The organism is Lentilactobacillus hilgardii (assembly GCF_009832765.1).
Classification (GTDB): domain Bacteria; phylum Bacillota; class Bacilli; order Lactobacillales; family Lactobacillaceae; genus Lentilactobacillus; species Lentilactobacillus hilgardii.
The window spans coordinates 852300-877664 of sequence record NZ_CP047121.1 but is presented as its reverse complement, the minus strand read 5'-3'; the positions used below and the strand labels follow the sequence as shown (position 1 = coordinate 877664).

The 25365-nt window shown below is 40.4% G+C and carries 23 protein-coding genes; 10 read left to right on the top strand and 13 right to left on the bottom strand.

Annotation, left to right across the window (positions count from 1 at the left end; genetic code table 11):
- The first annotated feature begins 398 nt into the window (after window positions 1-398).
- Entirely contained in the window at window positions 399-1568 is a 1170-nt protein-coding gene (locus GQR93_RS03980; RefSeq protein ID WP_003555409.1) for an IS110 family RNA-guided transposase, read from the top strand.
- 858 nt (window positions 1569-2426) lie between these two features.
- On the opposite strand, the gene GQR93_RS03975 is transcribed toward GQR93_RS03980, so the two are convergent.
- Window positions 2427-3260, bottom strand: a complete 834-nt coding sequence (locus GQR93_RS03975; protein WP_003552480.1) for a hypothetical protein — start codon at window positions 3258-3260, stop codon at window positions 2427-2429.
- Between the two features lie 312 nt (window positions 3261-3572).
- Between GQR93_RS03975 and GQR93_RS03970 the strand changes: the two genes are divergently transcribed.
- Window positions 3573-3839 (top strand): hypothetical protein, encoded by a 267-nt coding sequence (locus GQR93_RS03970; protein WP_035444359.1) that lies wholly within the window; start codon window positions 3573-3575, stop codon window positions 3837-3839.
- Between the two features lie 67 nt (window positions 3840-3906).
- Window positions 3907-4155, top strand: coding sequence for a helix-turn-helix domain-containing protein (locus GQR93_RS03965; protein ID WP_003552478.1), 249 nt, complete (start codon window positions 3907-3909; stop codon window positions 4153-4155).
- Window positions 4156-4224: 69 nt separating this feature from the next.
- On the opposite strand, the gene GQR93_RS03960 is transcribed toward GQR93_RS03965, so the two are convergent.
- On the bottom strand, window positions 4225-5001 hold the full coding sequence (locus tag GQR93_RS03960; RefSeq protein WP_003552477.1) for an acetoin reductase: 777 nt from the start codon (window positions 4999-5001) through the stop codon (window positions 4225-4227).
- Window positions 5002-5286: 285 nt separating this feature from the next.
- Here GQR93_RS03960 and GQR93_RS03955 point away from each other — a divergent pair, with 285 nt between their 5' ends.
- Window positions 5287-6045 (top strand): alpha/beta hydrolase, encoded by a 759-nt coding sequence (locus GQR93_RS03955; protein ID WP_035444357.1) that lies wholly within the window; start codon window positions 5287-5289, stop codon window positions 6043-6045.
- A 57-nt stretch (window positions 6046-6102) separates the two neighbouring features.
- A complete protein-coding gene (locus tag GQR93_RS03950) occupies window positions 6103-6405 on the top strand; it encodes a type II toxin-antitoxin system RelB/DinJ family antitoxin (protein ID WP_003552475.1) in 303 nt (100 codons plus the stop codon).
- Window positions 6406-6944: 539 nt separating this feature from the next.
- On the opposite strand, the gene GQR93_RS15560 is transcribed toward GQR93_RS03950, so the two are convergent.
- Window positions 6945-7070 carry a hypothetical protein gene (locus tag GQR93_RS15560; RefSeq protein ID WP_003552472.1) on the bottom strand — a complete coding sequence of 42 codons (126 nt, stop codon included), beginning with the start codon at window positions 7068-7070 and terminating at the stop codon, window positions 6945-6947.
- A 289-nt stretch (window positions 7071-7359) separates the two neighbouring features.
- On the opposite strand from GQR93_RS15560, the gene GQR93_RS03945 reads away from it, so the two are divergent.
- Complete coding sequence (locus GQR93_RS03945; RefSeq protein ID WP_035444593.1) at window positions 7360-8241, top strand: peptidylprolyl isomerase; 882 nt, start codon at window positions 7360-7362, stop codon at window positions 8239-8241.
- Window positions 8242-8330: 89 nt separating this feature from the next.
- Here the strand turns inward: GQR93_RS03945 and GQR93_RS03940 are convergent, their stop codons facing one another.
- From GQR93_RS03940 to GQR93_RS03905, 8 genes are all read right to left on the bottom strand, one after another.
- Window positions 8331-9179 (bottom strand): nucleotidyl transferase AbiEii/AbiGii toxin family protein, encoded by an 849-nt coding sequence (locus GQR93_RS03940; RefSeq protein WP_003552470.1) that lies wholly within the window; start codon window positions 9177-9179, stop codon window positions 8331-8333.
- Window positions 9176-9805 (bottom strand): type IV toxin-antitoxin system AbiEi family antitoxin domain-containing protein, encoded by a 630-nt coding sequence (locus tag GQR93_RS03935; RefSeq protein ID WP_003552469.1) that lies wholly within the window; start codon window positions 9803-9805, stop codon window positions 9176-9178. The genes GQR93_RS03940 and GQR93_RS03935 overlap by 4 nt, the downstream gene beginning before the upstream one ends.
- A gap of 260 nt (window positions 9806-10065) precedes the next feature.
- The gene (locus tag GQR93_RS03930) at window positions 10066-10578 is read right to left on the bottom strand and encodes a hypothetical protein (protein ID WP_003552468.1); all 513 of its coding nucleotides are present in this window, start codon (window positions 10576-10578) and stop codon (window positions 10066-10068) included.
- 14 nt (window positions 10579-10592) lie between these two features.
- The gene (locus GQR93_RS03925; RefSeq protein WP_003552467.1) at window positions 10593-10988 is read right to left on the bottom strand and encodes a hypothetical protein; all 396 of its coding nucleotides are present in this window, start codon (window positions 10986-10988) and stop codon (window positions 10593-10595) included.
- Window positions 10989-11846: 858 nt separating this feature from the next.
- Window positions 11847-12764, bottom strand: coding sequence for a hypothetical protein (locus tag GQR93_RS03920; protein WP_003552464.1), 918 nt, complete (start codon window positions 12762-12764; stop codon window positions 11847-11849).
- A gap of 211 nt (window positions 12765-12975) precedes the next feature.
- On the bottom strand, window positions 12976-14055 hold the full coding sequence (locus GQR93_RS03915; RefSeq protein ID WP_003552463.1) for a DUF2325 domain-containing protein: 1080 nt from the start codon (window positions 14053-14055) through the stop codon (window positions 12976-12978).
- 345 nt (window positions 14056-14400) lie between these two features.
- Window positions 14401-17745 carry a leucine-rich repeat protein gene (locus GQR93_RS03910; protein ID WP_003552449.1) on the bottom strand — a complete coding sequence of 1115 codons (3345 nt, stop codon included), beginning with the start codon at window positions 17743-17745 and terminating at the stop codon, window positions 14401-14403.
- Between the two features lie 122 nt (window positions 17746-17867).
- A complete protein-coding gene (locus GQR93_RS03905) occupies window positions 17868-18698 on the bottom strand; it encodes an undecaprenyl-diphosphate phosphatase (protein WP_035444354.1) in 831 nt (276 codons plus the stop codon).
- Window positions 18699-18914: 216 nt separating this feature from the next.
- Between GQR93_RS03905 and GQR93_RS03900 the strand changes: the two genes are divergently transcribed.
- The 4 genes from GQR93_RS03900 (at window position 18915) to GQR93_RS03885 (ending at window position 22434) form a co-directional block, all read left to right on the top strand.
- Entirely contained in the window at window positions 18915-19955 is a 1041-nt protein-coding gene (locus GQR93_RS03900; protein WP_003552447.1) for a zinc-dependent alcohol dehydrogenase family protein, read from the top strand.
- A 268-nt stretch (window positions 19956-20223) separates the two neighbouring features.
- Window positions 20224-20649, top strand: a complete 426-nt coding sequence (locus GQR93_RS03895; protein WP_003552446.1) for a MarR family winged helix-turn-helix transcriptional regulator — start codon at window positions 20224-20226, stop codon at window positions 20647-20649.
- 130 nt (window positions 20650-20779) lie between these two features.
- A complete protein-coding gene (locus tag GQR93_RS03890; RefSeq protein ID WP_003552445.1) occupies window positions 20780-21904 on the top strand; it encodes an MFS transporter in 1125 nt (374 codons plus the stop codon).
- Window positions 21905-22089: 185 nt separating this feature from the next.
- On the top strand, window positions 22090-22434 hold the full coding sequence (locus GQR93_RS03885) for an arsenic metallochaperone ArsD family protein (protein WP_003552444.1): 345 nt from the start codon (window positions 22090-22092) through the stop codon (window positions 22432-22434).
- Window positions 22435-22600: 166 nt separating this feature from the next.
- On the opposite strand, the gene GQR93_RS03880 is transcribed toward GQR93_RS03885, so the two are convergent.
- Window positions 22601-24376: a phosphatase PAP2 family protein gene (locus tag GQR93_RS03880; RefSeq protein ID WP_035444352.1), complete on the bottom strand. Its 1776-nt coding sequence runs from the start codon at window positions 24374-24376 to the stop codon at window positions 22601-22603.
- Between the two features lie 552 nt (window positions 24377-24928).
- A complete protein-coding gene (locus tag GQR93_RS03875; protein ID WP_003552440.1) occupies window positions 24929-25213 on the bottom strand; it encodes a hypothetical protein in 285 nt (94 codons plus the stop codon).
- Window positions 25214-25365: the final 152 nt, after the last annotated feature.

Genomic DNA, 25365 nt, shown 5'->3' with positions numbered 1-25365 from the left:
TTTCTCTTCTTTAGTTTTAAAAACCGCCTAAAGATTCCCATAGTAAAATCCCCTCAAAATATTAATCAATGTCGTCACCGGGCGATCCATACTAATGGATTAGCTCATTGTAACAATTTAGCAAGTGCCCATTATCGTCTACATATAAAACTCTCCGAGGAGCGCTTCGCTTTTCCTCGTAACCATCAATGAAAAGAACCGTCTTCCTTTGTATAATATAGGTGAAGGCGGTTTCATTGTACATCGTTATCTTTTTGGTGCTAATAAGCCCGAATATAAAACCGATGCCCTTCGGTCCTCGAGATTAACCCATTGTTGCTTCGAGCACGCTTATAAAATTTCATTCCTCAAGGCTGTAAGGTTAACCGCCAACTTTTATTCTAAATGGAGGTGCTGACATGGATGTCATTACAGAGAAGTGTTGTGGAATCGACGTACACCAAAAACAGATCACCCTCACCACTTTAATTGGTCGAGCTGATCAAAAGCCCCGGAAGAACAGTCGGCGTTACGGAACAACATCACCCGAATTGCGTCAATGCGCGAACTGGCTGTTAGAAAAGGAAGTTGAAGTCGTCTTAATGGAAAGTACCGGTCAGTATTGGCGGCCGGTTTGGCAAATTTTGGAACCTTATGGTTTCAAAATGGTCTTATGTAACCCCAGAATTATTAAAAATATTCCGGGTAAAAAGACTGATCAAAAGGATTCGGAATGGATCGCCGAATTAGCTCGGTTGGGATTAGTCGCTGCTAGTTTTATTCCACCACGGCCAATTCAAGAATTGCGCGAATCAACTCGTACACGCAAGTCCCTAACTGAAACGGCTACGAGTATTAAAAACAAGATTCATAATATCCTTCAACGGTCAAACATTAAGTTAACGACCTATGTAACGGATATTTTTGGTAGTTCTGGCCAGAAATTGTTAGTTTTATTAATCCAAGGAAAACCGATTAACCTGCAAACAGTTTCTAAATGTATGCACGCCAAGCTAAAAGCTAAACCGGAAATGATTGTCGCTGCTTTAGACGGCAGTCTGTCTCCTAGTGATCGCCAAATTTTAAAGATTGAACTTGCATTATTGGCAGATGTTCAACAGGCAATTCATGCCTTGGAATTACTAATTGAAGAACAACTTCAACCACTTGAAGAATTGTATCTTCGGCTTCAAACCATTCCAGGGATTAGTAAACACATTGCCCAAATTGTGATCGCCGAAGTTGGGACAGATGTAAGCCCGTTTCCGACCGCTCATCATTTGGCTTCTTGGGCTGGCCTATGTCCTGGAAATTATGAATCAGCTGGCCAATCCAAAAGCAGTCACATTTTGCATGGAAATGTTTATTTGAAAACTGCCCTGGTAACCGCAGCGCTAGGTGCGAAAAGACAAACCTGCTCTGGATTAAAAGACTTTTTCTATCGTTTAAAAGGTCATATGAGTGCGCAAAAGGCAGTAGTCGCATTAGCTCATAAACTGCTTAGGATTACCTATGCCATGATTGAAACTGGTTCAAGTTATCAAGAGTATAGAAAAGACCAACGAGCGAAAGCGCTCGTTGGTCAATAAAATACTTTACCTAACTAAATTATACTAATTTTTTCGGTATTTGACTACCGTTAGGTTAGTATGTCCTTTTTTAGGTTACTTTCTTATAAAAGTTCAATTAAACCAAGTGCAAATTCATCTGCTCGTTTCTCATATTTACTTCTTGAATAAACTAAGCAATGATACCCGCGTAAATATGGTGAATGATCAGATGGCCAAGCTCATGCGTACAAATAAAGTAGTTTTGATTTCCACCAAGTAGGCGGTCATTTATGAAAATAGCGTTCCTTTTAAATAGCTAAGTCTCATCCCCATATGCATGAGGAATACTGTGTTTTCAACATTGCCATTTTAGGATCCCAACGACACCATTTCTATTTAGTTTAGAAAACATCTACCAATACTAAATTATCCTAAAAATTAATTCATTTCAAGCTGGATTTCAAACAATTCGATATTTTCTATAAGTATAGACAGCCTAACGTCAACATCTTTAATGGTAATTTATCAACTTACCAAGACTAACGACTTAAATGACCAAGTCTTATGATAAATTAGACATTTTCTTGTAGCATTGGAACACTAATTCCAGTTTAAGTGCTTTTACATTAATCTCGTTTTGCTTTACTTCACTATAATTAGCTGAAACAATGTCTGATTGATAGCAATTCTCCCAATGCAAGCAAATCCAGTGGATAAAAAATGTTAACTCAAAACTTAAAAATCTCCCCAACAAGACATGGTATTAAACCCATGACCCATTGAGGAGACTGTGGCTGAAGCTTGTTTCACTACTGATCACATTTAAAAATTTATCTTCTATACTTAGCCGAACGTTATCAGATAACTAACGCGTGCAAACTCTCGCCAATCCCGCTATTATTTAAGATATTGCGGATCATCGGTTTCTGATCCCCACAAATAATAAAACGGATGACTGCCGACCTTATATGTCCGCCACATAGCAGCGTATGTGTGGCCGTTCGACTTCCAGGTTTGGGACTTGTCGCCAAGTTCATTAATCGTTAATCGGTAATACCCATGCGTTTTCTTTTCGGTCAGACCGCTAATCGGTTGTCGATAATATAGTCGGAATTGTTTGTCCTTGCTTGTCGATTTAGCGATTTTTACTGTCTTTGACGGCTTGATTGTGTAAATCGGATTCTGCCTACCATTTGCAGGCGTCTTACCGTATAACCAAGTCGTTTGAATATGGTAATGCTTCAGCCGTGATGAACTGAAATATTGAAGATAACCGTCCATTGTAATGTTAAAAATCGGTTTATAATAGGATTCCTGTGTATTGGAGAAGCTTCCCGCTTGAAACATATACTCGGAAATTGGGAGTTTTAATTTATATGGTTCAAAATATGTTGTATTGAACTGCTTGACGGCGTATGAAGCCGATCTTGGATCATAGACCTTTTGTCGTAATTTGTGACTGATCAATCCCCAGGTTAAGGCAGCTTCAGAGCGTTGACCATTTTCGGCTTTCTTTATCTTGACCACCCGTAGAACAGTCCCTTTAGGTGTTAGAAGCCGTTGATGATGCCCCTTGACGATTTTGTACTGGCCCGTAAAAATCGGCTTTTTAACTTTGACATAGAATAAATGTGGCGTCTTCCCTAAGTCCGTCGACGCGTGAGTTGGTGTTGCCAACCCAACCAATAATGCAACCCCCGTTATCATCCCGATACATAATTTCTTAAACATAACCCCATCCCTTCCTTTAGGCAGCTTTAAAGTTAATGCCCCTTACTTTTAATCGTACCAGTCTTGAGAGATTAATGGAAGAAGTGTTCTGAAACTTTCCTTTTGCTGGAATTCATTTTATGATATCTATAGTTATCATATACAAGTGTGTGGTGCAAAGCGGTCATCACCCGGAACTTAAGGCGTCGATTTGGGAAATCTCACTTTTGGATTTTTCAAACCAATCCTTTATTTGAAGCGGTGATGCTTTGAGGAGCTGTCCTGGTATAAATGTTGCTATTTTCCACAACTACGAAAAAGGAGTCTGATATCATGGCAAATAAAGTTACTCACGATAAGACGTATTCAACCAAAGTCAGTCAAGAAGTTGGTAATAAAGCCGAAGCCTACTTGGCACAATATGATATTAGCGTATCCGACTATTTAAGCGATGCGTTAACCAAAGCGGCCAATCATGAGGTTAAGATCATTAATTACCTCGATACTCCGGAAGCACTGGAAGCAAAAAGGGAAGCTGAAGCCGGCGAAGGGAAAACTTATGATTCTCTAGAAGAACTTTGGAAGGATCTAAACGATTGAGGGGCTTCTCGCTTTTAAACGAGTTAACCCACTCACGACAAGGTATTAAGAAGGAAATGGTACGACCATGAAAATTGACCAATTAATTGCAAAGGAACGGCGTAACGCTGAATTTAACCGCGAATATGAACTTGAGGGCGAAAAGCTGCAGATAGCCGTTGCCTTATATAAAGCACGTGAAAATGCCGGTTTAACCCAAGCTCAACTCGCTGAACGCGCCCAAACCACACAGGCAATTATCGCCAAAATTGAGCGTGGCGATAACGTTTCGATTGATAAACTTTCGTCAATCACTCATGCATTAGCAAAAAAATAAGGGTTCGTTTTGATTAAAAAAGGATGTTTACAGGGCCGCTTAAACCCTTGCAAACATCCTCTTTTATGCTTAACGATAAACCATTCCACCATCAACCAGAATTGTTTGACCGGTAATATAATCCGAATCCGGTGATGCCAAGAATGAAACTAATTTGGCAACATCTGATGGTACTTCGTAACGGCCTAACGATATTTCAGCACTGTATTTTGCGAATGCCTCACCTGGCTTCAATGACGGATCGTGCTTAACCATTTCGGCATCGATTCGATCCCACATCTTGGTCTTGGCAACACCCGGTGCATAAGCGTTCACGTTAATCTTGTATTTTGCCAATTCCTTTGAAGCCGTTTGCGTAAACGAACGTACGCCGTGCTTAGTTGCGGAATAGGTGCCCAGCATTGCATAGGACTCATGGCCGGCAATACTTGAAGCACTGATAATCTTACCGCCGCCACCTTGTTTAATGAACTGGGTAGCCGCAGCCTGGGTCCCATAAACCATTCCAAAGACGTTAATTGAAAAGACACGTTCCAGCTCCTTTTCGTCAATTTCCAGGAATGGCGTCACAGCTTCGATCCCCGCGTTATTAACAAAAACATCTAATCGGCCAAACGTATCAACCGCATGTTTAACCAACGCAAACTGATCGTCTCGCTTGGATACATCTCCCGCAAAACTCGTTACTTCGATCCCTTTATCCTTAAATTCCTTTTCGGTTTCAGCTAACAGATCTTTGTTGATATCATGAAGGACAATCGCAAAACCATCATTGGCAAGACGCTCTGCAATTCCCTTTCCCAAGCCACCTGCTGAACCGGTAACTACAGCTACTTTTTCTGCCATAATAAAGCCTCCCCTAAAATGAATCGGTTTAGATTAGTATCTGAATACGCTATCATATTACCCCGACCACAAAAATGTTGCACACAATTTGACTCCGAATTCGATGAATCTTTTATTGCTAAAAGTTGCTTTTGAATTCCTTAATACTTATGATCCAAAGCCTAATCCACCTCATTTCCATATCTCCTTTATAACACCATCTCAGCCTACTATTTTCTGATGTCTATGATTGATTTTTCCCAGTTTTTAGGTTATATGTTAAAGAAAACCAGGAGAATCCAAACGATGACACTTTTAAATTTAACTCGTGCATGGCCGGCACTTCAGGAACAAACAACCACTCACGTCATCCTGCCAAATAACATTCAATCGGATCATCCCCTACAAGTCCTCTGGCTGTTTCACGGACTCGGCGACAGTGGCAATGGTTGGATTCGAAAAACGAATTTGGAGGTTCTGACAAAATATACCAATTTAGCTGTTATTACGCCGGAAATGGGCAGAAGCTTTTACATGAATATGGCTAATGGCCTACCATACTGGGATTACCTAACTAAAGAAGTTATCCCCGAAATGAGAAAATTGCTTCCGCTATCCGCCAATCCAAAAGACAACTTTGTCGGTGGCGTGTCGATGGGCGGATTCGGGGCACTTAAACTTGTTTTTACCCATCCTAACTGGTTTAGTGCCGCCATCGCCATTTCATCGGTCGTTGATTTATCAATTTTACCGGAACTGATGCCGGACTGGCGCGGCATTTTCAATGACCCTATTCCCAAGCACTATCTGGAAAAGTTAGCATCCCAGGCACCACAGAGCTCACTGAAAAAAATCCGCTTTTATGACTGCATCGGCGATCAGGATTTCCTGAAAGCCGATAATGATTCTTTTGTGACTTATATGAAAACAAGGCTGAACTTGAACGTCACTTACAAAACATCGCCAGGTGACCATGACTGGTTATATTGGCAGTCGGTCCTGCCGGATGTTTTAACTTGGTTGTTGAAGGCTCGGCTTGATAATGGTCGGTCGGTGTTAAATTAGTCTGAAAATATATCAGAATAAGCCAAATATCGACACACACAAAAAGGAGGCTACCTCATGAAAGATAAAGCAGTTGAACATGATAAAAATGACAAACTCATTCAAGTTAGAATTGATAAATCAGTTGCCGCTCAAGCAGAGGACATTTTTAATAGAATTGGTGTGACGCCAACTACAGCAATCAACGCATTTTATCGAAAAGTCATCAGCACCGGTGGTATCCCGTTCAATTTAACAATAAGCCAAGATGATAAGGATGCTTTGGAGATTCGCCAACTAGCGAAGAAGATCCCTGTAGAACGATTAGACACCGACGAAAAAATAAAAAAATGGTTTGACGATCCGAGGTATGATTATTAATCCTTTTGATGTGGCTTGGATGTACGTTGCCTTTGTACAGGGAAAAGGTGGCAAGCGAAGGTCCATACTCGTTCTGGAAGATTCAAATAATGATTTATCTTTTTATCCGATTACTCATCAACACAAAAGAAAATCACCCCATATCCAAAAACAGTATTGTCCAATCGTCAATTGGAATCAGATCAAAGGTCTAACCGAACCTTCTTACATTGATATCGTCAAAATCTTTGTTATTAGTTAAAAAGACTTAAATGATGTGATGGTGACTGGGCATTTAACCAGACTTGATGTTATCAATCTAAAACACTTTATTAAATACTACATCAGTTCCAAAAAAGCCTAAATCGTTTTAAACCTTTAAATGATGATTACCCAATTCCACAATTTAAAATTTGATAAAGCAAAAGCTGGTCATCCTAATTCGACCAGCTTTTTTCATGCTCATTTTTCGCGCATGATAATTTTAATCAAAAATAAAGCATCATCTATATGATCAATATTAAATGGCTACTACATTGTCTGTCATTTTTCACCTGTTTTTAGATTATAACTATGTCAAAAGTATTATAGTCAGCCGGTGCAAGCTTCACTTGAAACCCGACTGCCAAAATAACGGCAACAATCACCATTAAGATAAAAATAAGCAGAACCGTCAAATCATCCATCGTTAAGTATCCCCTCTAATTCCCCATTTTTGCTATTAGTGCTATGACACTTTCCATTAAAGAGTAATCATAAGTTAAATAGTTGTAAACCGTTTTATCAAATAGTTAAATCGATTTTAAAATAAGTTGCGATTTTATGACGTTCCTTCATTTTATAATAAGAAACGTATAAAATTAGTTTAAATAAGAAACTGAAGTAATTAATTAAGTACTTGTGTTATGTTAATATAATTTTTGTTGTTTCCAGCTGGAACAAAATTATTTAGGGAATGAGTGTGTTTAAATGATTATGAAAAAGGGATTTGTTATTTTGGCGGGTATTGGAGCCGGTTTGATCTTAAGTGCCTGCAGCAACCAATCCGTTGCCACCATCAACGGATCAAATATTACCAAAGACGCCTATTATCAAGAAATGAAAGACTCTCCCAGTGGTCAACAGGCTTTGGGGCAAATGATTCTTGATAAGGGGTTAGAAAAACAATACGGAAACAAGGTCAAGAATACAGCCGTTACCCGGCAATTGAATACCGTAAAGAAACAATACGGTGCTTCTTTTGGTGCATTTTTGACGCAAAACGGGCTGACAGCCAGCCAATACAAACGCAACCTTAAAGAGGATCTTTTACTAAGAGCGGCTATTAAGGCAGATACAAAATTTACACCAGATATGTTAAAACAACAGTTTAAACATTATCAGCCTAAAGTGACAGTGAACCAAATTTTGGTTTCAAAAAAGGCAACGGCTCAAAAAGTGATTAATCAGCTTAACGCCGGTCATTCGTTTGCAAAGTTGGCTGCCGCCTATTCAACCGACACAGCAACCAAGAAAAAGAGTGGTCGCATTTCTCCGTTCGACAATACCAACACGACGCTTGATCCCAACTTTAAAAAAGCCGCATTCAAGCTTAAAACAGGTCAATACACCAAGACGCCTGTTAAAACCCAATATGGCTACGAAGTGATTCAAATGGTTAATCATCCTGCTAAGGGAACGTATCAAAACCATAAAGAGGCACTAAAGAATCAAATTGTAGACACAAAAGCAGCCGATAACAACACAGTCCATGCCGTTGCAACTAAAGTGCTTAAACGTGGGAAGGCAACGGTTCACGATAAACAGCTGCAAAATGTGTTGGCTGGCTTTGAAAATCAATCATCAATGAAATCTTAGAATCAAAGCCAAGCATTAATTCATCACTATAAATCAAAAATACTGCCTAGAATTTTCAAATGGACTAATTCTAGGCAGTATTTTTAAGGTCAACTGGAGAAACTAAGATTCTCTAAAATCGACTCTGTTGTATTTATAACATCATCAAAAGAAAGGTCTTTAACAAAAGAATGTTTATTTGCATACTGTTGCCAATTCCGTTGAAAATGCTTGTCAGTTCTTATTAAGCTTATAATTTCTTGCCAATTTTCCCATTCAGATGATGTATGGCGATTCTTAATGACGTAAGAGAAAGCAACCTGCAATATTTTAAAGTTTATTTGCTTCGTCTGATTTAGCACATATATATCATAAAAATCCCTCATTCGTGTATTAAGAATGCCACGATACAAAACAGTTTGCAGTTTTTCAGATAAAATTCTTTCTGGGCGATAAATTAGTAACGGGATCTTCTGATTTCCTAAAAGTGGTTTATAGGAAAAAGCAATTTCATTTGGAACCAGCGTCTCACCTGTTGCAATGTCAAGATGAAAAATATCTTTCAAATTATCGATAGTAGCCAAAATTCGTACCCGTTGACCAGTATAGTCTTTCTCCTCCTGTATTTGTTGAATATCAATCAAGAGATAAGAAACCCCATCATACCGTTTACCATCAATAATTTCATTGATAATTTCTGTTAGTTCATCAGTCTTGAGGCTAACCCCCTGAAGCATTGTATCCAAATCAACAGTTGTCCGATGTTGAATACCAGTAATCGCAGATAATACAAATCCACCCTTCCAAATAAAATTCTTCTGATATTCAGATTGCGACAACAAATACAAGAATCCGTCAATAAAGTACTTTCTCAGTAAAATAGTCATATCTGTTCCAGTCCGTTTACGAACATTTTTAAGACGATCACGCAAACTATTCACTTCATCAAAATTATTCAAATCATAAGCTCCATAATATCTCTTACTTTATTTTCAACTTTCAAGCGTTTAGCCACTACTAAAAGCTGATTAAAATTACGATCTTTCGAGTGTAGATAACGACGATAACTTTGCTTAATTTGCTCTTGATCAGTCGGGCGGGATTTCACCAAGTCAACCAATAGCCGTTCTTGACTATATAGTTGAATCGTTTTTGTTGTGCCCTCAACATCAAGACGTTCAACATCATTGCTAAGCATTGGCTCTCTAACCTGTTTAAAATGTACATTTTTAGTCCAATCAGGATAACGGCTATCGGGTATTCGATAGCCAAGAGGCATGGCAATATGGATTGTGTACGGGAATGTGTCACTTAAATTCCATAGATATAAAGCTGTATTACCATAATAAATTCCCTTTCCCAATACTAATTGCCTGATTAAGAAATCATTGATTGGAAATTCACTAGTTATGAAAATACGATTATCAATACTGTGCAACAGCTTTTCCTTTGTCATTTCTTTAGCAAGGACCAAATCACTATCCGACAGTTCTGTTGCTACCAATAAATTATCCTGAGCTAACTTTTTTCTCAAATCATCTAAACGTTTTTGCTTTTTTGAAAAATAGTTTTCTATTTTAGTCACTGCTAACTCCCCCTGCTATGTAGTATACAGTATTCCAATACATTTGTAATTTAAAATAATATTTAATTTCATTTTTGTATTTTGCAATTATTTTAAAATATTAATTACAATAATCGCAACCTTCCATCCCCTAAGCTGCTGCCCACCACAATCAAACGCGTTATAAATATCATACATAAAAGCAGAAAAAAGCCACCAAGAAAATGGTCATGCCGACACATTCATTTCCCAGTGACTAAAAATTTTTATAGTCTGTTTCGCTAAAATACAGTGTACATGAATTTAGCTTGATACCAAACCCGACTTCTAAATGCATACGTATCACCGATATCCCAACCAGCGCCAGTGGAACTCAGCAAAGCTTTCCAATAATGATTGTGAACCCTTATCTTCTTAACATGCCAGTATTCAGGTACCATGGCTGATCTGGTATGAGTCGTTTTAGCAATTGGCGCGGTAAAGCGGTGACCTGAAGCGATATACACAGATTTTTTAGGCAATAACTCGCCATTAAATCCTCTGCGCGTAATCACATTAAAATATCGATGCCATCTACCACCATAATAATCATGATCATACACATGTTTGGCTGTAATTGTGATCTTATCATAATGAATTCTTTTTGCATGGGGCGTATACGAATACCAGGTTCCCCTTGCCCATCTCGGAAACGTACTTTGGCTGTATGAAGCACTAGCTGATCCAGGCACTACCGCTAAACCAATCATCAATATTAGAAACGCTGCAAAAGCTAACAAAATCTTTTTAATCATCCTTTATCCCTCCATCAGAACCAATGATATCCATGATAAACTTTCAAAATCTTGAAATAATGTTTGGAAGGCCAGCTGACATTATAGCCATACTTAGAAGTTATATCATACCGGCCATTAGGTCCACCAGTGAGATGCCAATCAAATCCACCAATACCGGCATACCAAGTCCTGACAATGCTTCCTTTATGTAATCTACCGCCATTTACCCACTTATTTTGATACGTATACTTACCATAAATGACCCTATTGATGCGAATTGGTTTTAAAACTTCGACTTTATACTCGTGCCGATAATGTTCTTCCCAGCACAGCGGCTGAGCTGATACCCGTTGAATGTTGCCAAAACATGCCAATCCAATCACTGCTGACAAAAGCGTTACTAACCCGATTAATCCTTTTTTGTTCATTCTCCCCAATACCCCATTTCTAAAAACTGATTGATTTTATACCAACAGATGCTTTCGTGGTCTCAATTAACAGTAATGCCAAAAGCCACTCCAATTCTAAGGTATAAGATCAAAATACATCATTAAATGTATTCAATTTTATTATACTTCTAATACTATTTTGTAACCTGAAAAGTCATAATTTTTTGCTTTGTTTCTTACCTTTCACCCTGATTGACAGAAAATCATTTTCAACAGACATCTAACTATGATATAAACTTATTAGAAGTGTTTTTTTAAACTGTCATTAAAAAGTTAATCGAAAGGATACCACTCATACATGATCGCATTTCAAGCCATACGAGGTGTCATCTTCACTGAATCCGACGAACAATCATGCCATTATCACTATGCCTGCCCATACTGTGGGTGGATTCAGGAAGATGTTACCCTAACTAAAACTGAATCATATAAAGGAAACTGCAAATATCCGGATTGCTGGATCAGATTCAAGGTCGAAATTAGAAAGATTCACATCAAGAGTCCCGAACAGACTCATAAGGAAATCCACAAAATTGAACTTCAAGAAATCCACAAAACAGAACCTCAAGAAAAGCGTCAAGCTTCGTTTTGGGGAAGAGTGATCTTATTTTTCAAAAGGATCTTTGCTTAAAGCTTGTCAAATAAAGCCGTCAACAATCATTCCAAAAACTGATATCAAACATTGTTTTTCAACGGAGTAATAGACAGGTACTAACAAAGTTGGGAAAGACCATGAGTCTCCCCCCAAAAATAACATTTTCACTTTACATCTCAATACCTCGCTCAGCCTTTGACCGTTACTCACCCGGTCATCGTATTTACTACCCAATTTGGTAATCACTCATTATAAAATCCTGAAACGATCAATCCCAGCTCAATTCGCTTACTCATGGCAAAGTTGCGTTGATCGCGGGCTAATGCCAGCATTTTCTTTGTTGCCGGAACCACGATTTGTACGAGGGGGGCTCCATGTCGCCGCGTCATTTGACCTTCGTCAATTAAAAAAGCCAAGAAAGCTATGAGCACTTCTGCAAAATCCCAGTATTCTCCTGGCGCAAGAATTGACCTTGAAATGAAATAACCTGTCAAAACATTTTCTAACGCGGATGGTGTCCAATCCATCAATTTTAAATGGGTATCGTAATAAATTCGAACACCCACCGTTCTGATCAACACTTGCGCATAGTGCCCCGAAATAGATTTTTGAATATCTTGGTCTGGCCAGGACGATGACAGAACGAATTTAAACGTCCATTGGTCAATTTGACGACTAACATCGGCAACTGCAAGCTGTTCATAATTAATAACCGACTTTTCTTTTTGCTCATCCCTGCCTATAGACGCTCCTGCCCCCAACACGTCATGATAATAAGCCATCGCTAGTTGATGAGTTGCGATGTCCAGAGTCCCTCTATCCACCAGCCACTTGGCAAAGAGTAGCCCCGTTTTGGAAGCTGCCATCCAAGCCTCATCAGATTCGTCGCTGTGCCCGTGGACCGGTGAATCTTCTGCCGCATGGCTGACACATCTTCTGATAGCTGAAATGATATCCTCAAGCGTCCATTCTCGAAGTGGTATCGCTCGTTTGGAAAAAGCTACCTTTAGGAACCTGATAAATGCGTTATAAAATTGATCTTTTTGTTTCGCAGTCAGTGTTTCCGGCTCAATAATGCCATTGTTTGAAAAGAAATCCTGCCAATAAATCCTGCCCAACTTATCAATGTCCTGTTGCGAATTACTTTGTTCTTCAGTCAATTTATCTTTCCTTTCGGATCCTCATTTCGATAACTTTGTTACAAATTATTCTACACCGCTAATTACCAAATCGCCATTTGGGGATTGGACCATATTTTAACTGGATTTGCATTTTTTCCATACTAACCATCATATCCACACCAAAATAAGCCAACCGGGATTATGATTTTCCCGACTGGCTTACTGTCTGATTGAGATGATTTCTATATTCTCATTCAACCACATGACTGGACTGCTGATAAACCGGCTCACGATTCAACGCCCGCTTAATAGCATCCTCAATACTCAAAGGACTATTAATGTTACTTGTTGCCACTAATTTATGAAAATCTTTGGCATGGGCAATCGCCTTATTTGCCGTTTCATGACTAACGGCGTGCAACATCACAATCACGATATCCGCATGTTTAACAGCGGTGGCAAGGTTTGACTCAATCCCCTTACCTTTACCACTGGACGTATGATCAAAAACAATCAATTTGCCATGATGAGCCTTAACCAAGGCGGCGGCTTCTTCCCGATGTGCGGCATAACCGGCCATTAAAACCGTTTTGTCGGTTAGGTCAAAGGCAATCTTCGGTGTAAATACATCCGTCGATTTTGCTTTATGCGTTGTATAGGCACTATGGGGTTTAGGTTCCGGTTTAACAGTCTGATTAGTCTCATTTCGATAAATCCAGGAAATCCGAGCTCGCCCAGAACCCTGATCAACATAATAGGCAACTTCAATAACATCATTGACCTGCACGTTATCTCGACGAACATCATTTGGACTTAACTGGATTGTGACCGGTTTTCCACCCTCTAAAATCGGTTTTCCATCATGTAACCGTCGAACAACCAGCTTTCCCTGCTGATAACGTTCCACGATGACTTTTTTTCGAACAATTTTTCTTGGATCATCCAATTCATTTCTTTGAACCAGTTCCAATTCCGGTGGCACCTGATTACTCAACTTGAACTTAACAATGTCGCCATCCCTCAAGTTCATCCTTCGAACAAGTGATTCCCCATAATGATAACTGCCAACTTGTGCACCTACTAATTGACGTTTGAAACGATAAGTCCTCCCTACTCGAAGATCTGGTGTAACTATAGTATTTCCCTCGATGGTCAATTTATCTTTCTCAAATTGACCACCCCTTCTGTTTCTATCGGCTTCACTTAATGCCTGATCATATTCACTAAATTGACTTACAGCCGCCGTTATTGCCGGTAAATAATGTTCATTCGCATACTTTAAAAGTTGATTGATATCGCTAAAGTATGCTTGGTAGTTGATGTTCGTCATTTTGGCTTCCCCCTTCTCGCCTTATTCATGACTATTGCTAATCCGGTTATACATATGAAAATGATTATTTATTACTTTAACATGGATGAATAGGCCAGCCAACTAATGTTATCAACTATTTTCTTATGGATGTACAACCTTTGTTTGTTTCCATTAAAAATATCTTATCAGCCAAATTTCTCACTTATCTCATTAATCGGAAGTTATTTAAAATCATGACAATTATGTTTAACATGATCTATTTATTTAACCAAAGCAACGTCAATCACAAATAAAAACGACTTATCAGAAATAGTAGCTTTTTCTAACAAGTCGTTTTTTTAGTTTTTAATCATCTAACATATTCTACTTCGAGTCGATGATCCTCACATATTTCGCGTTTCCGGTAATGTAACCACCGGCAACCCGATATCTTAAAGTACCGTGCTTGGTCACACTGTTACCGCGAGAATAGTCGAACCCATAAACTTTAAAAACTTTTTGCTGTTTCTTTGAATAATGTTGGCTTCTGTAACTTAAATTAACGTCACGGTGCCGGTTAATCGCACCCTTTGCACGCACTGTCTTAACCTGTTTGTGCCGTCCCATTTGAACGAGCTTTCGATTTCCGGTGATATATTGACCATTCGACAAAATATATCGGGTCGTCAAATTATGGTGAGTGATGCCCTTTACTTTCAGAACCGTGCCCTGCTTATAGTTGGTCACCTTGCCGGTTAAATTAACTTTACGATAAGCATTGACGCCTCGCGGATTAATGACCGTAAACGTGGTGTGCTTGGCCGCATAATAAACCGGACGGACATATTGCCAATTTGCGGTAATATAACCGGTTTTATTCCGATTTTTAGTCAAATGATTGACGTCACGAACTTTGTATCTGAGTTTCCCGGTACTGGATCTGGTATAGCCGGTCACGACAAACATTGGCCGATAGATTCGCGGCTTCGATACGTACCAGGTTTTTCGAGCCTTATCAGAAAAGTTCTTACTGCTATACAACCCAATCTTCTTTAGAGAATAAACAGCGGCACCCTTTTTAGCAATCAATAATGGCTTTTGTTGGGTGCTTGTTGACGGCGTACTGGATTCCAAAGCTGAATCAGACGACGAACTTGTGGAACTCGAAGAGCTTGAAGATCCTGATTCCGAACCACTTCCCGGTGTTGGTGTAGCTGTTCCTGTATCACCGGATGGTGTTGAAGGTGTCGTATTCTTAGTGTAAACGTACGTCACGGTCTGCTCTTTATCGGATAGTTTTCCCTTCTCGTTTGTTGGCAACTTTGCCTGATTCAATGTGTACCCATCAATGGAGATTTGATACGTCTTGGTTGTGGTGTCATAAGCTTCTCCGACTTTTCCGGTAATGATCTGTGGCTTATGGATTTCTTTGCCACTCTCATCTACGTACTTAACCGTCACCGGTTTGGCATCCGCTGCCTTATTAATCGTAAAGACCGCTTTCGTGTCAACATTAGCCAATTGATAGTTGGCGCCAATTTGCTTTTGAATATCATTTTTCCCGGATTGGGATAATGTCACATCGTAAGTCCCACTTTGCGTGACACCATCTGGTTGATTGACGATTTGAATATCACTATCTTTTAACGAATAATCCTCGCCATTATCAAGAGAAATAGTATAGTGCCCGGCCGTCGGCTTATGTGCGTTGCCATCATACGCAACTGCCTCATTACCTGTTAACGTTGGTGTAACGGTTTTAGGCGTAATGGTAAAGGTTGCTGAACTGCTTCCTGTTAAATTAGCACCGGCACCAACATCCTTCTTTAGATTATCTAATCCCTGTGATGTTAATACAATTTGGTAGGTGCCGGCACCTGTCAGATTGCCCTCTTTAACCGCAATATCGCCTGCTTTTAATGTATAAGACTCGCCATTGCTTAAATTAAGACTGTATTTGCCGAGGTCAAGGCTCTGGGCATTGCCAGTATACGTGCCCTCCTGATCACCGGACAGCGTATAAATGAGGTTCGCTTGTGGCAGAACATCCACGGTCACTGTTCTTTGTGCACTTGTACCATAGAAATAAGTCACATTAAATTTGCCGGCCTTTGATGTATCAACCGTATCAACCGGCTCATTGTTCGCTGCGTTGGTTACTTTGTATTGAATGCCGCCCTCTCCCAACTCCAGATCCTTGCCATTAATTGTGGCCCCGTTAAAATTATCTTGAGCGGTCCAGGAACTGCCAACATAAATTTGGCTATTAAATGCCCGAATATCAGGGATTTCATGAACAACGGTATAGTGACCGGTGTAAACTTGGCCGTTTGCCGCTGTCAGTGTCCAATCAAACTCAAACTGGTTTGTTGTTTCAGGAATTGTAAACGTCCCACTATCTTGATGATAGGTAACATTGTTTGTTAAATTTGATATCGCAATTTTGCTTTGAGTGGTTCCCGTAAAATTAACATTAAACAGACTGTTGATCGATAACGTCGGACTATCATCGAACGCTGTCGCTGTCTGATGCTGAACAGCGCCACTCGAAATAGTCGCATTTGACGCCGCGTATTTGGTAATCCGATTATAAGAAAACGAGTCGGTCGCTACCGTTGGCGTGCCATTGATACCCACTTGTGTTAAATGATTGCCAAAAAATGCCAGAGACCCAATCGACTGAACCGAAGCCGGAATCACAAGCGAATTGTTAATTGCGTTGTAGGCAAAGGCAGCATCGCCAATCGTTTTTAAATTCTGACCAAAATCAACAGTCGTCAGTTTATTACCCAAAAAAGCTTGGCTGCCAATGGTCTGAAGTGCATCTGGAAAAGCAATTGAACCCTTTAAACCGGTAAAGGTAAACGCATTATCCCCAATGGTCTCAAGACTGGATGCATCCTGCCAATTCACATCGCTTAAGTTATCATCGTACAGGAATGCCTGTGAACCAATTTGTGTCAGCTTTGAGTTCAAGACAACTTTTGTTAAATTCGGGTTGTGAAGAAAAGCCTGACTACCAATCCGTGTCAAATTTGCCGGCAATGTCACACTTGGAATTTGACTGTAAATGAATGCCCCATCCCCAAGAGACGTCAAAGAATCTGGAAGCGTGATCGGGTCAGTTCCCGGCCAGCTGGCAAAAGCCTGCTTGCCGATTGTTTCTAATTTGGCCGGAAAATGGATGCTTTTAGCCTGTGAAGACGCAAAAGCTGAGTTTCCAATCGTAGTTACTGAATCCGGTAAATTAATACCATCTGTTGGCCCCGAGCTAAAAAAGGCTTGGTCGCCAATTGTGGTTAAATTGGTGGCTTTGCTGAAATCAACCTGTTGGAGATCAGCATGATAAATAAAAGCATTGTCTTGAATTGTGGTTAGATATTTTGGCATGACAACTTTTATCAGATTGTTCTGTTGCCAAAAAGCGTACGGCGCAATCGAAGTGACTTTATAAGTCTGCCCATCGTGCGTAATCGTATCCGGAATATCTGCTTCAAATGGTTCAGAAACGACTGTTCCATTGTTAAAACCTGATAAGGTTGCCGTTCCGTCTGTATTGTATGTCCAGTCAAAATTAGTTTGATCACTAAATGTCTTCTGAACAGTTTTCGCTGTCGAAACCGTTTCGGCTCGAGCTGGTTGCTCAAAAAGACCGTTGTCCACATTTACAGAAGCTCCCAATCCGAGAACTAAGCCCAGAGCAGCCGCTGTTAATTTGAAATTTTTCATTCAACGTTCCCCCGAAGATCAGTGTGTTTTTTAATTTTGCTTACTATTATATACTGAATCATTAAAATGTATACAACACATGCTCTATAGTTAACGAGGGAAACAAAGAATCCGCTAACGACCTATCTGGCGATCAAACCAAAGTAGGCAATTACAATCAGACTCAGCACAATCCGATACCATCCAAAAATTTTAAAATTATTATTTTTAATGTAGTTTAATAAGAATCTGATGGCCAGGTAGGCAACAACAAATGACACGATCATCCCAGTTGCCAAAACGATACTCTGAGTGCCGTTAAACGTTCCACCATGATCAAAGTACTTATAAACTTTCAGAAGGGATGCCCCAAACATTGTTGGAATCGCGAGGAAAAAGGAAAATTCGGTCGCAACATATCTAGAGGTTCCGATTAAGATTGCGCCCAAAATGGTGGCACCGGATCTTGAGGTACCGGGAACCAGCGATAAGAGTTGAAACATCCCGATGATAAAGGCCGTTTGATAAGGCAGGTTATTTAAATCGGTGAACCGTGGACGTCGGTTGGCATTTCGATTTTCAATTACAATAAACAAGATCCCGTAAATGAGAAGCATCGCTGAAACAACTTCCCAATTCATTAAATGGGCATCCATCCAATCATTAAACAGCAAACCGAGAACAACGGACGGCAATACAGCCACAATCACTTTGAACCATAGGATCCATGTCGCATGCTTTTCGAATGGATCCTTCTTTGGTGACAATGGGTTAAGCTTGTGAAAATAAAGAACCACAACAGCCATGATCGCTCCTAATTGAATGACCACATTGAACATATCGGTAAACTGAGTTGACTCTTGCATCTTGATAAATTCATTAACCAAAATTAAATGCCCGGTCGAACTGATCGGTAAAAATTCGGTAATCCCTTCGACAATTCCCAGGATAACGGCTTTAATAATATCTAACATAAATCCAAACCTCTCATCAATAAGATTTAATAGCACCCTTTAAGAATGCCATAAAAGTAAACGACAAGGCGGGAATTTACCAATAAATTACAGAGTAGAAACCAAACCTTTACATTGTTTCAACAATCCCAGCAATTCCAAATATAAGATTATTTTTTCAAACGACGATAAATGTTAAGATGAAGCTGTAAATTTAAAACAAAGGGGACTTAACAATTGAAAACAACATTATTTGTGAAACCAGGAAAAGTGACTGTTAAAAACGTTGATAAACCAGTCATTGAAAAACCCGACGACGTCATTCTTCACGTTGTCCGCGCCTGTGTTTGCGGCTCGGATCTATGGTCATACCGTGGCTTGGATGAAAAGGCCGCCAATTCAGAAAACAATGGCCATGAAGCCATTGGTATCGTTGAAGAAGTCGGAAAAGCGATCACAACTGTTAGACCGGGTGATTTTGTCATCGCACCGTTTACCCACGGTTGCGGTCATTGTGCCGCTTGTCGGGCCGGTTATGAAGGCAGTTGCCAAAGCCATTCTGATAATTTCAGCTCTGGTTATCAAGCAGAATACGTTCGCTACCAACACGCTGAATGGTCACTGGTCAAGATTCCGGGAAGTCCCGTTGATTACAGCGACGGCATGCTCAACTCACTTCTATCATTGGCCGATGTTATGGCAACCGGCTATCACGCTGCCAGGGTTGCCAACGTCAAGCCGGGTGATACGGTTGCAGTTGTCGGCGATGGTGCCGTTGGATTGTGTGGTGTGATTGCCGCTCAATTGCGTGGTGCCAAACGCATTATTGCCATGAGCCGTCACGAAGACCGCCAAAAACTCGCTACTGAATTTGGCGCAACCGACATCGTGCCGGAACGTGGTGACGACGCCGTCAAAAAAGTGATGGCTCTAACAAATGGTGATGGCGCAGACGCCGTTCTGGAATGTGTCGGAACCGAATTATCGACAGATACAGCATTGAAGATCGCTCGTCCGGGTGCAATCATCGGTCGGGTTGGTCTCCCTCATACGGCTAAAACGGACTTGGCAGCACCGTTCTATCAAAACACCGCCTTTGCTGGTGGCCCCGCATCAGTCACAACCTATGATAAAAGTGTCTTACTAAAAGCCGTTTTAGATGGCGACATCCATCCGGGCAAAGTCTTTACAGAACGCTTCGGACTGGATAAAATCGATGATGCCTATCAGGCAATGGTTAAACGTGAAGCAATTAAGTCGTTGGTGGTTATTGATTAATTAGTCAATCAAATCAGTGTCACTTTATAAAAGAACAAGTTGATTTAACTTTTTTAAATCAGCCTGTTCTTTTATTATCTGGATAAATCCGAAAGCCTTCACCACCACCGTCACAGTAACTACAAATAAAAACGTGCACGCCCATGACAAAATTGGTTGCGACTTCCACGTCACACGAATTGGTTAGCCAAAACTTGTCAGTTCATTCAATTCGTGATAGATTGTTAAGTGTTCGAAGTCGAACACTTAACGCGAGGAGGTGAGCTTAATGGCTGCTGATAGACAACTACTCAAACAAATTATTATTTTAAATCGGGGTATTCGCCGAACAGAACGACGGATCATTCGAAAACACGCCCGTCAAAATGGTCTCTCCCCCAATCAGTTACTACTGATTGATACACTGGAAGATTTTCCGAATAATTCAGTCATGGGATTGGCGGAAATCTTGGAGCTTAATAAAAGCACCATCTCCACACTTGTTAGTCAATTATTAGAACAACGGCTGATTTCAAAACAGCTAGATCCTCAAAATAAAAGCCGGTTTATCCTCAACGACACCTCTAAGGGCAAACACGTGGCTGCCGGTATTTACGATAACTATTTGGACGAATTGATTCAGACTTTCCGTTTGGATCAACTGGATTTAGCCGGGATTAAAAAGGTATTGGAAAAGATGGAAAGCAATCATTAACTCTTATTCATGAAGGCAAGTGTGTATATCAAATCAACAATAGAAAAGAGAGACCAATTTGCAGAAAAGTAAGAACCGTTCCCTAACCCAAATTTTAACCGTCCTTTTGATTATCTTAATCGGAGCCAACATGCGAACTGCATTAACTGCAGTGCCACCGATTTTAACTAATATCTCCAGTTCATTTAATTTGCCTGACTGGTTTTTAGGCAGCTTAACAACTATTCCACTATTGTGCTTCGCTTTGATTTCACCCTTTGTCAATCGACTTAGCCGCAAGTTTGGCATGTTAACAACAATTATTGCCGCCCTAATCGGGCTATTGATTGGCTCATTCATTCGAATTTATTCATTCTCCACCCTACTGATTGGAACGCTTTTAATCGGGGGATCGATCGCTATTCTAAATGTTTTGTCCCCAACGATGGTCGCCGAATTCTATCCACGAAAAATAGGTCTCATGACCAGTGCCTACACACTTTCCATGACGATTTTCAGTGCTTTGTCTGCCGGATTAAGTGCACCGATTTCCTCAAAAATCGGTTGGCAGCCGATGCTTCAATGGCTGGTCATTTTCCCCATTTTAACTTTGTTAATCGCGTTCGGATCACGCGGCCGCAAGCATCCGCAGCAGTCTTCCCGATCATCATTTAATCCGACTGCTCAGCTTAAACCGGTTTGGCGCCAACCCTTGGCATGGTACCTTACCGTGTTTATGGGCTTGCAGTCATTCTTGTTCTACACGATTCTGACTTGGCTGCCGTCAATCTTTATCGCCCATGGTATCAATCAGAACCGCGCAAGCCTGCTGCTGGGATTACTCCAGCTGGCATCTTTACCAACAGCTTACTTCATTCCAAATTTGGCTGGTCGGCTAACAAAACAAGCGCCACTGGTTTGGACAATTTTCGGATTATTCATTCTGGGATTAGGTGGTCTCCTATTAAATACCGCTTCAATGACCATTGCCGTCATCATTTGCATTCTATTAGGATTCGCAACCAGTTCTGCTTTCAGTATGTCGATGATTTTATTTTCACTCAAAACTGCAAATCCATACGAAACTTCAGCTGTTTCGGGAATGGCTCAATCCATCGGCTACCTGGCCGCAGCGGTTGGCCCACTGCTTTCCGGACTGATACACGGTGCCATCGCCAGCTGGTGGCCCGTCATTGTGATGATGCTGATCGTTGTCGTTATTCAAACGAGTTTCGGCCTGCTGGTTGATAGTAAACCATCAGTATTTGGCGAATAATGATCTTAAATTTACAAAAGCCTCTAACCACGTAGTCGTATATTGTGTGGCTTATGATTTGTAATTTGTAATTTGTGATTTGTGATTTATAATTTATCATCTAATACTCTTGCATCATAATGCAAGGCAAACCGTATTCGTAATCCAGATTTTAACACCGCTATCGAAAATGCTGGAGGACAAAAATGCTAGAAATCACTTATTTTATTAAACAAAACGAAAAAGATCCCCTTTTGGATATATTCAGGAGTTTGGTGACATCTCAATCCAGAAACAATCACAAGGCCTTTTTTAAAGATAAAACGCTTAATATTACCCAAATTCAAACGGCAGCTGATATTTCCGCAATCAAAAACGGTGGCGTCCAAGCTATTTTGAAGAAAAATGGCGTCAAATCACTGCCAATTGTGACAGTCAATCAAAAGATAAGAAAAATTGGTCAACTCCTTGAAATTAGTGAATTAGAAGATTTAATCGATGGGTTGTCCATTCAAGTTGACGAGGAAACCAGAAATAAGTTGCACCCATAATCAAGAACATGAATTTAAACTATAAGTCAATTCTACCAAATCATCTAATAATTATCCCAATCAAATAAAAGCCTTAACTCACGTATTAATGACTGCGTGTGTTAAGGCTTTTATTTTGATGCTGTTTTTTTGTAATCAATTTTGACCTTTTGTTCCCAAATAAAACCTATTTTTTAACCAGCGTAACTTTGTGTTGGTCGTAGCTTAAATGCCAATTCTTTGCCAATCCTTTAAGCTGAACGTGCTTAAATTTACCTTGAATCCTTGCTGCCTTAAAGATGACCTGTCTATGTGCTGGCCGTTGGCGTCCATCAACAATCAATTTCCCATTCAAATGAGCGTTTCCACTCACGTTCAGAGATTGACCGGTGCCGGTCTCAAGTGTCCCGGAACTTGACTCCTGATACTGGCCCTTAACTTGAACCTTTTTAGTACTTAATTGAAGCGTACCCGCTTTGATGTTCAAATTTCCAGCACCCAAAGCATGTTCGTTTTGAGCAACCACCGTCCCTGCCTCAATGACTGTATCACCTTGATAAGCATTGTTTCCTAAAAGTGTCAGTGATCCGGTTCCCTGTTTGGTCAGACCACCTCTCCCGCCAATATCGCTTTTCCAAGTATCGTTGGCATTAAAACCACCCTGTTTGGCATCCATATTAACCGTTGTATTCGTTAAAAAGTTGCCAAACCCGTTTCCAGCCGCAAACAGGTTCAATCTTCCCCACCCCTCGGTATCATCAGTCATTGGATAACCGGATGAAATACCGGTTGTATAGAGAACTTCTCGACGTTGCAGGTCAGATAGATATGGGAATCTGGTTTTCAGCAGAACTTCCGCACCCTTGGGAACGCGCATCGGTTGATTGGTGTCGCCAACCGGTTCAAACCCATAGTTCAATCGTTCCGTATAGGCCTTTAAATTTTTTTGATAGTCGCCGTAGGAATCCTGGCTGTTGGCATCGTCCGCCGTTAATTTACTTTGGATATTACTCTTTGCCTGATCAATTAAGTCTTTATTGGCCGGATCATTTAAAACCGAAGCAGTGACAGCCGTTCCCAAAATGCGACCGCCGATTACCGCAAGTGGCGAATGCCGTCCAACCAAAACCCGGTCGTAACCGATTTCCGACGAGCGCGTAACAAGCTGTTGAAATCGTTGTGGAAAAATATACGCTAAGCTTAAACCAGCTTCAAAGCCTTGGGTGGTGTGCCCACTCGGAAAATCATAGTCATCTTGTGGGGCAGCCGCAAAAACATCGGCCAATACGCTTGGGACCTTGACCTGATTACTTTGTCGATATGGTCGAATATATTTAAAATATTGTTTGGGTGTTCCCGAAGACGAAAAGTTTGATTTAGCCGTTAAATCAATTAACTTTACAACCGGACCCAAATCAGAATCCTCGCTTGCCCAAGGGGTTGTGTTACCGTCATCGCCCTTGTCGCTGGCAGGCAATGGTGATGACGGTAACCTTGTGTAATTTGTGTGGGCGTCACTTTTTTGAATAAACTCATCCGCATATGGTCCCAATCCACTGATCACATTATATGGTGAATCACGCCGATCGGTTAAGTATGATCGCAAAGCATCGTCAGCGGAAACATTGGCCGTGATCTGAGCGGTCTTTTCAACGTTTTCATCGAGAATGGTCGGATTCTTCCTGGTCCCGTCACCAGACCAATAATTGGAAAACGTATTTTGAAACACACCGATTCCGGGATTGATGTTGGGATCCAAATTAGTTTTGACATTATTTTTATATAAATCGACATAGTAACCATACGATGCTGCCTTTGGTGCAAGCTCTTCCGCCAAATTTTGATCGCTAGTATCCTGCGCATGCGTGACGACCTGACTTGTTGTCAACGTCACGCCAGCCAATGATAGGCTCAATAACCCTTTAAAAACCCGATTTGATAAAGATGTTTTGCCCCACTGCATAACCCGTTCCTCCACTCGATTATCCTTATTTGACATAACACTTTGCCGATCATTTCATACCCCAAAAATGGTTTAAGCCCGTTATGCCGGTGCTTTAAGCATACTAAAGCAGCGTAAAAACAAAACGAATTCTTTGTAAAATACCCGTAAAAATGACAATAAGTCTCACAAATTTCTTTGGATAAAAGTAACTTTAGTATCTGTTCAAATATTTAGTGACAAATATAAGCAGCAGTCTGGTATAAAGTGACCTCAGCGTACAGTGACGTTAAAAAAATAAGAATCCCGCCAACCGTTAAGTTGACGAGGTTCATTAATTTCTATTTATAAGCGTGAACATATTTCGTATTGGCGGTAATGTAGCCACCATTTGTTAAGGTAAAAAAGAATTAACTATCAAAATAGCTTCCATGCCTTTAACACCAATCAAGCATTCAGAGGATTTTATTAGTCAACGTTATATTTTCTTATCTACTGTTTGAGAGATGATTAATCGTCCAATAATGCCTGTTCTCTTTGAGCAATCAATCCTTTAAGTTCATCTAAATCATCTTAGGTAGCAAAGTTGCGGATGAATCCTTGCGCCTGCGAACGTCGGGAAATATACTGTATTTGTTCTTTGTGGGCTTGGTCCCACTTCTTGTTAACTTGCTGACGGGCTTTGGTATAAGGTTGTTTAGCCATGCTTCTCACATCCTTTAAATTGTGTTCCCGATACCAATATGGTATGATAATTCGTGAAAAAATGAGTACCAGAATGCCCTCCGATACCCGCAATCGTGAGTTTGGATACTTGGGAATGAGACTAGCCGATTGGTTAGTCTTTTTTGATTTCATGGTAGGCTTTGGCTAACAACAATACACCGTAGCACAATCCAATGAAATCAACTACTCACAGGTCCGTCTCGACTTCTCCAAGTCTTACCAATTCGGATACCCGCCACCTCCGTTGAGTTTGAATGGTTGAAAAGTGTGGCATGTGTATCCTG

What these genes read in the sequence shown, in the direction of transcription:
- GQR93_RS03980 (WP_003555409.1), top strand. Translation starts at nt 399, where the DNA reads ATGGATGTCATTACAGAGAAGTGTTGTGGAATCGACGTACACCAAAAA.
- GQR93_RS03975 (WP_003552480.1), bottom strand. Translation starts at nt 3,260, where the DNA reads ATGTTTAAGAAATTATGTATCGGGATGATAACGGGGGTTGCATTATTG.
- GQR93_RS03970 (WP_035444359.1), top strand. Translation starts at nt 3,573, where the DNA reads ATGGCAAATAAAGTTACTCACGATAAGACGTATTCAACCAAAGTCAGT.
- GQR93_RS03965 (WP_003552478.1), top strand. Translation starts at nt 3,907, where the DNA reads ATGAAAATTGACCAATTAATTGCAAAGGAACGGCGTAACGCTGAATTT.
- GQR93_RS03960 (WP_003552477.1), bottom strand. Translation starts at nt 5,001, where the DNA reads ATGGCAGAAAAAGTAGCTGTAGTTACCGGTTCAGCAGGTGGCTTGGGA.
- GQR93_RS03955 (WP_035444357.1), top strand. Translation starts at nt 5,287, where the DNA reads ATGACACTTTTAAATTTAACTCGTGCATGGCCGGCACTTCAGGAACAA.
- GQR93_RS03950 (WP_003552475.1), top strand. Translation starts at nt 6,103, where the DNA reads ATGAAAGATAAAGCAGTTGAACATGATAAAAATGACAAACTCATTCAA.
- GQR93_RS15560 (WP_003552472.1), bottom strand. Translation starts at nt 7,070, where the DNA reads ATGGATGATTTGACGGTTCTGCTTATTTTTATCTTAATGGTGATTGTT.
- GQR93_RS03945 (WP_035444593.1), top strand. Translation starts at nt 7,360, where the DNA reads ATGAAAAAGGGATTTGTTATTTTGGCGGGTATTGGAGCCGGTTTGATC.
- GQR93_RS03930 (WP_003552468.1), bottom strand. Translation starts at nt 10,578, where the DNA reads ATGATTAAAAAGATTTTGTTAGCTTTTGCAGCGTTTCTAATATTGATG.
- GQR93_RS03925 (WP_003552467.1), bottom strand. Translation starts at nt 10,988, where the DNA reads ATGAACAAAAAAGGATTAATCGGGTTAGTAACGCTTTTGTCAGCAGTG.
- GQR93_RS03915 (WP_003552463.1), bottom strand. Translation starts at nt 14,055, where the DNA reads ATGACGAACATCAACTACCAAGCATACTTTAGCGATATCAATCAACTT.
- GQR93_RS03910 (WP_003552449.1), bottom strand. Translation starts at nt 17,745, where the DNA reads ATGAAAAATTTCAAATTAACAGCGGCTGCTCTGGGCTTAGTTCTCGGA.
- GQR93_RS03905 (WP_035444354.1), bottom strand. Translation starts at nt 18,698, where the DNA reads ATGTTAGATATTATTAAAGCCGTTATCCTGGGAATTGTCGAAGGGATT.
- GQR93_RS03895 (WP_003552446.1), top strand. Translation starts at nt 20,224, where the DNA reads ATGGCTGCTGATAGACAACTACTCAAACAAATTATTATTTTAAATCGG.
- GQR93_RS03890 (WP_003552445.1), top strand. Translation starts at nt 20,780, where the DNA reads ATGCGAACTGCATTAACTGCAGTGCCACCGATTTTAACTAATATCTCC.
- GQR93_RS03885 (WP_003552444.1), top strand. Translation starts at nt 22,090, where the DNA reads ATGCTAGAAATCACTTATTTTATTAAACAAAACGAAAAAGATCCCCTT.
- GQR93_RS03880 (WP_035444352.1), bottom strand. Translation starts at nt 24,376, where the DNA reads ATGCAGTGGGGCAAAACATCTTTATCAAATCGGGTTTTTAAAGGGTTA.
- GQR93_RS03875 (WP_003552440.1), bottom strand. Translation starts at nt 25,213, where the DNA reads ATGAAATCAAAAAAGACTAACCAATCGGCTAGTCTCATTCCCAAGTAT.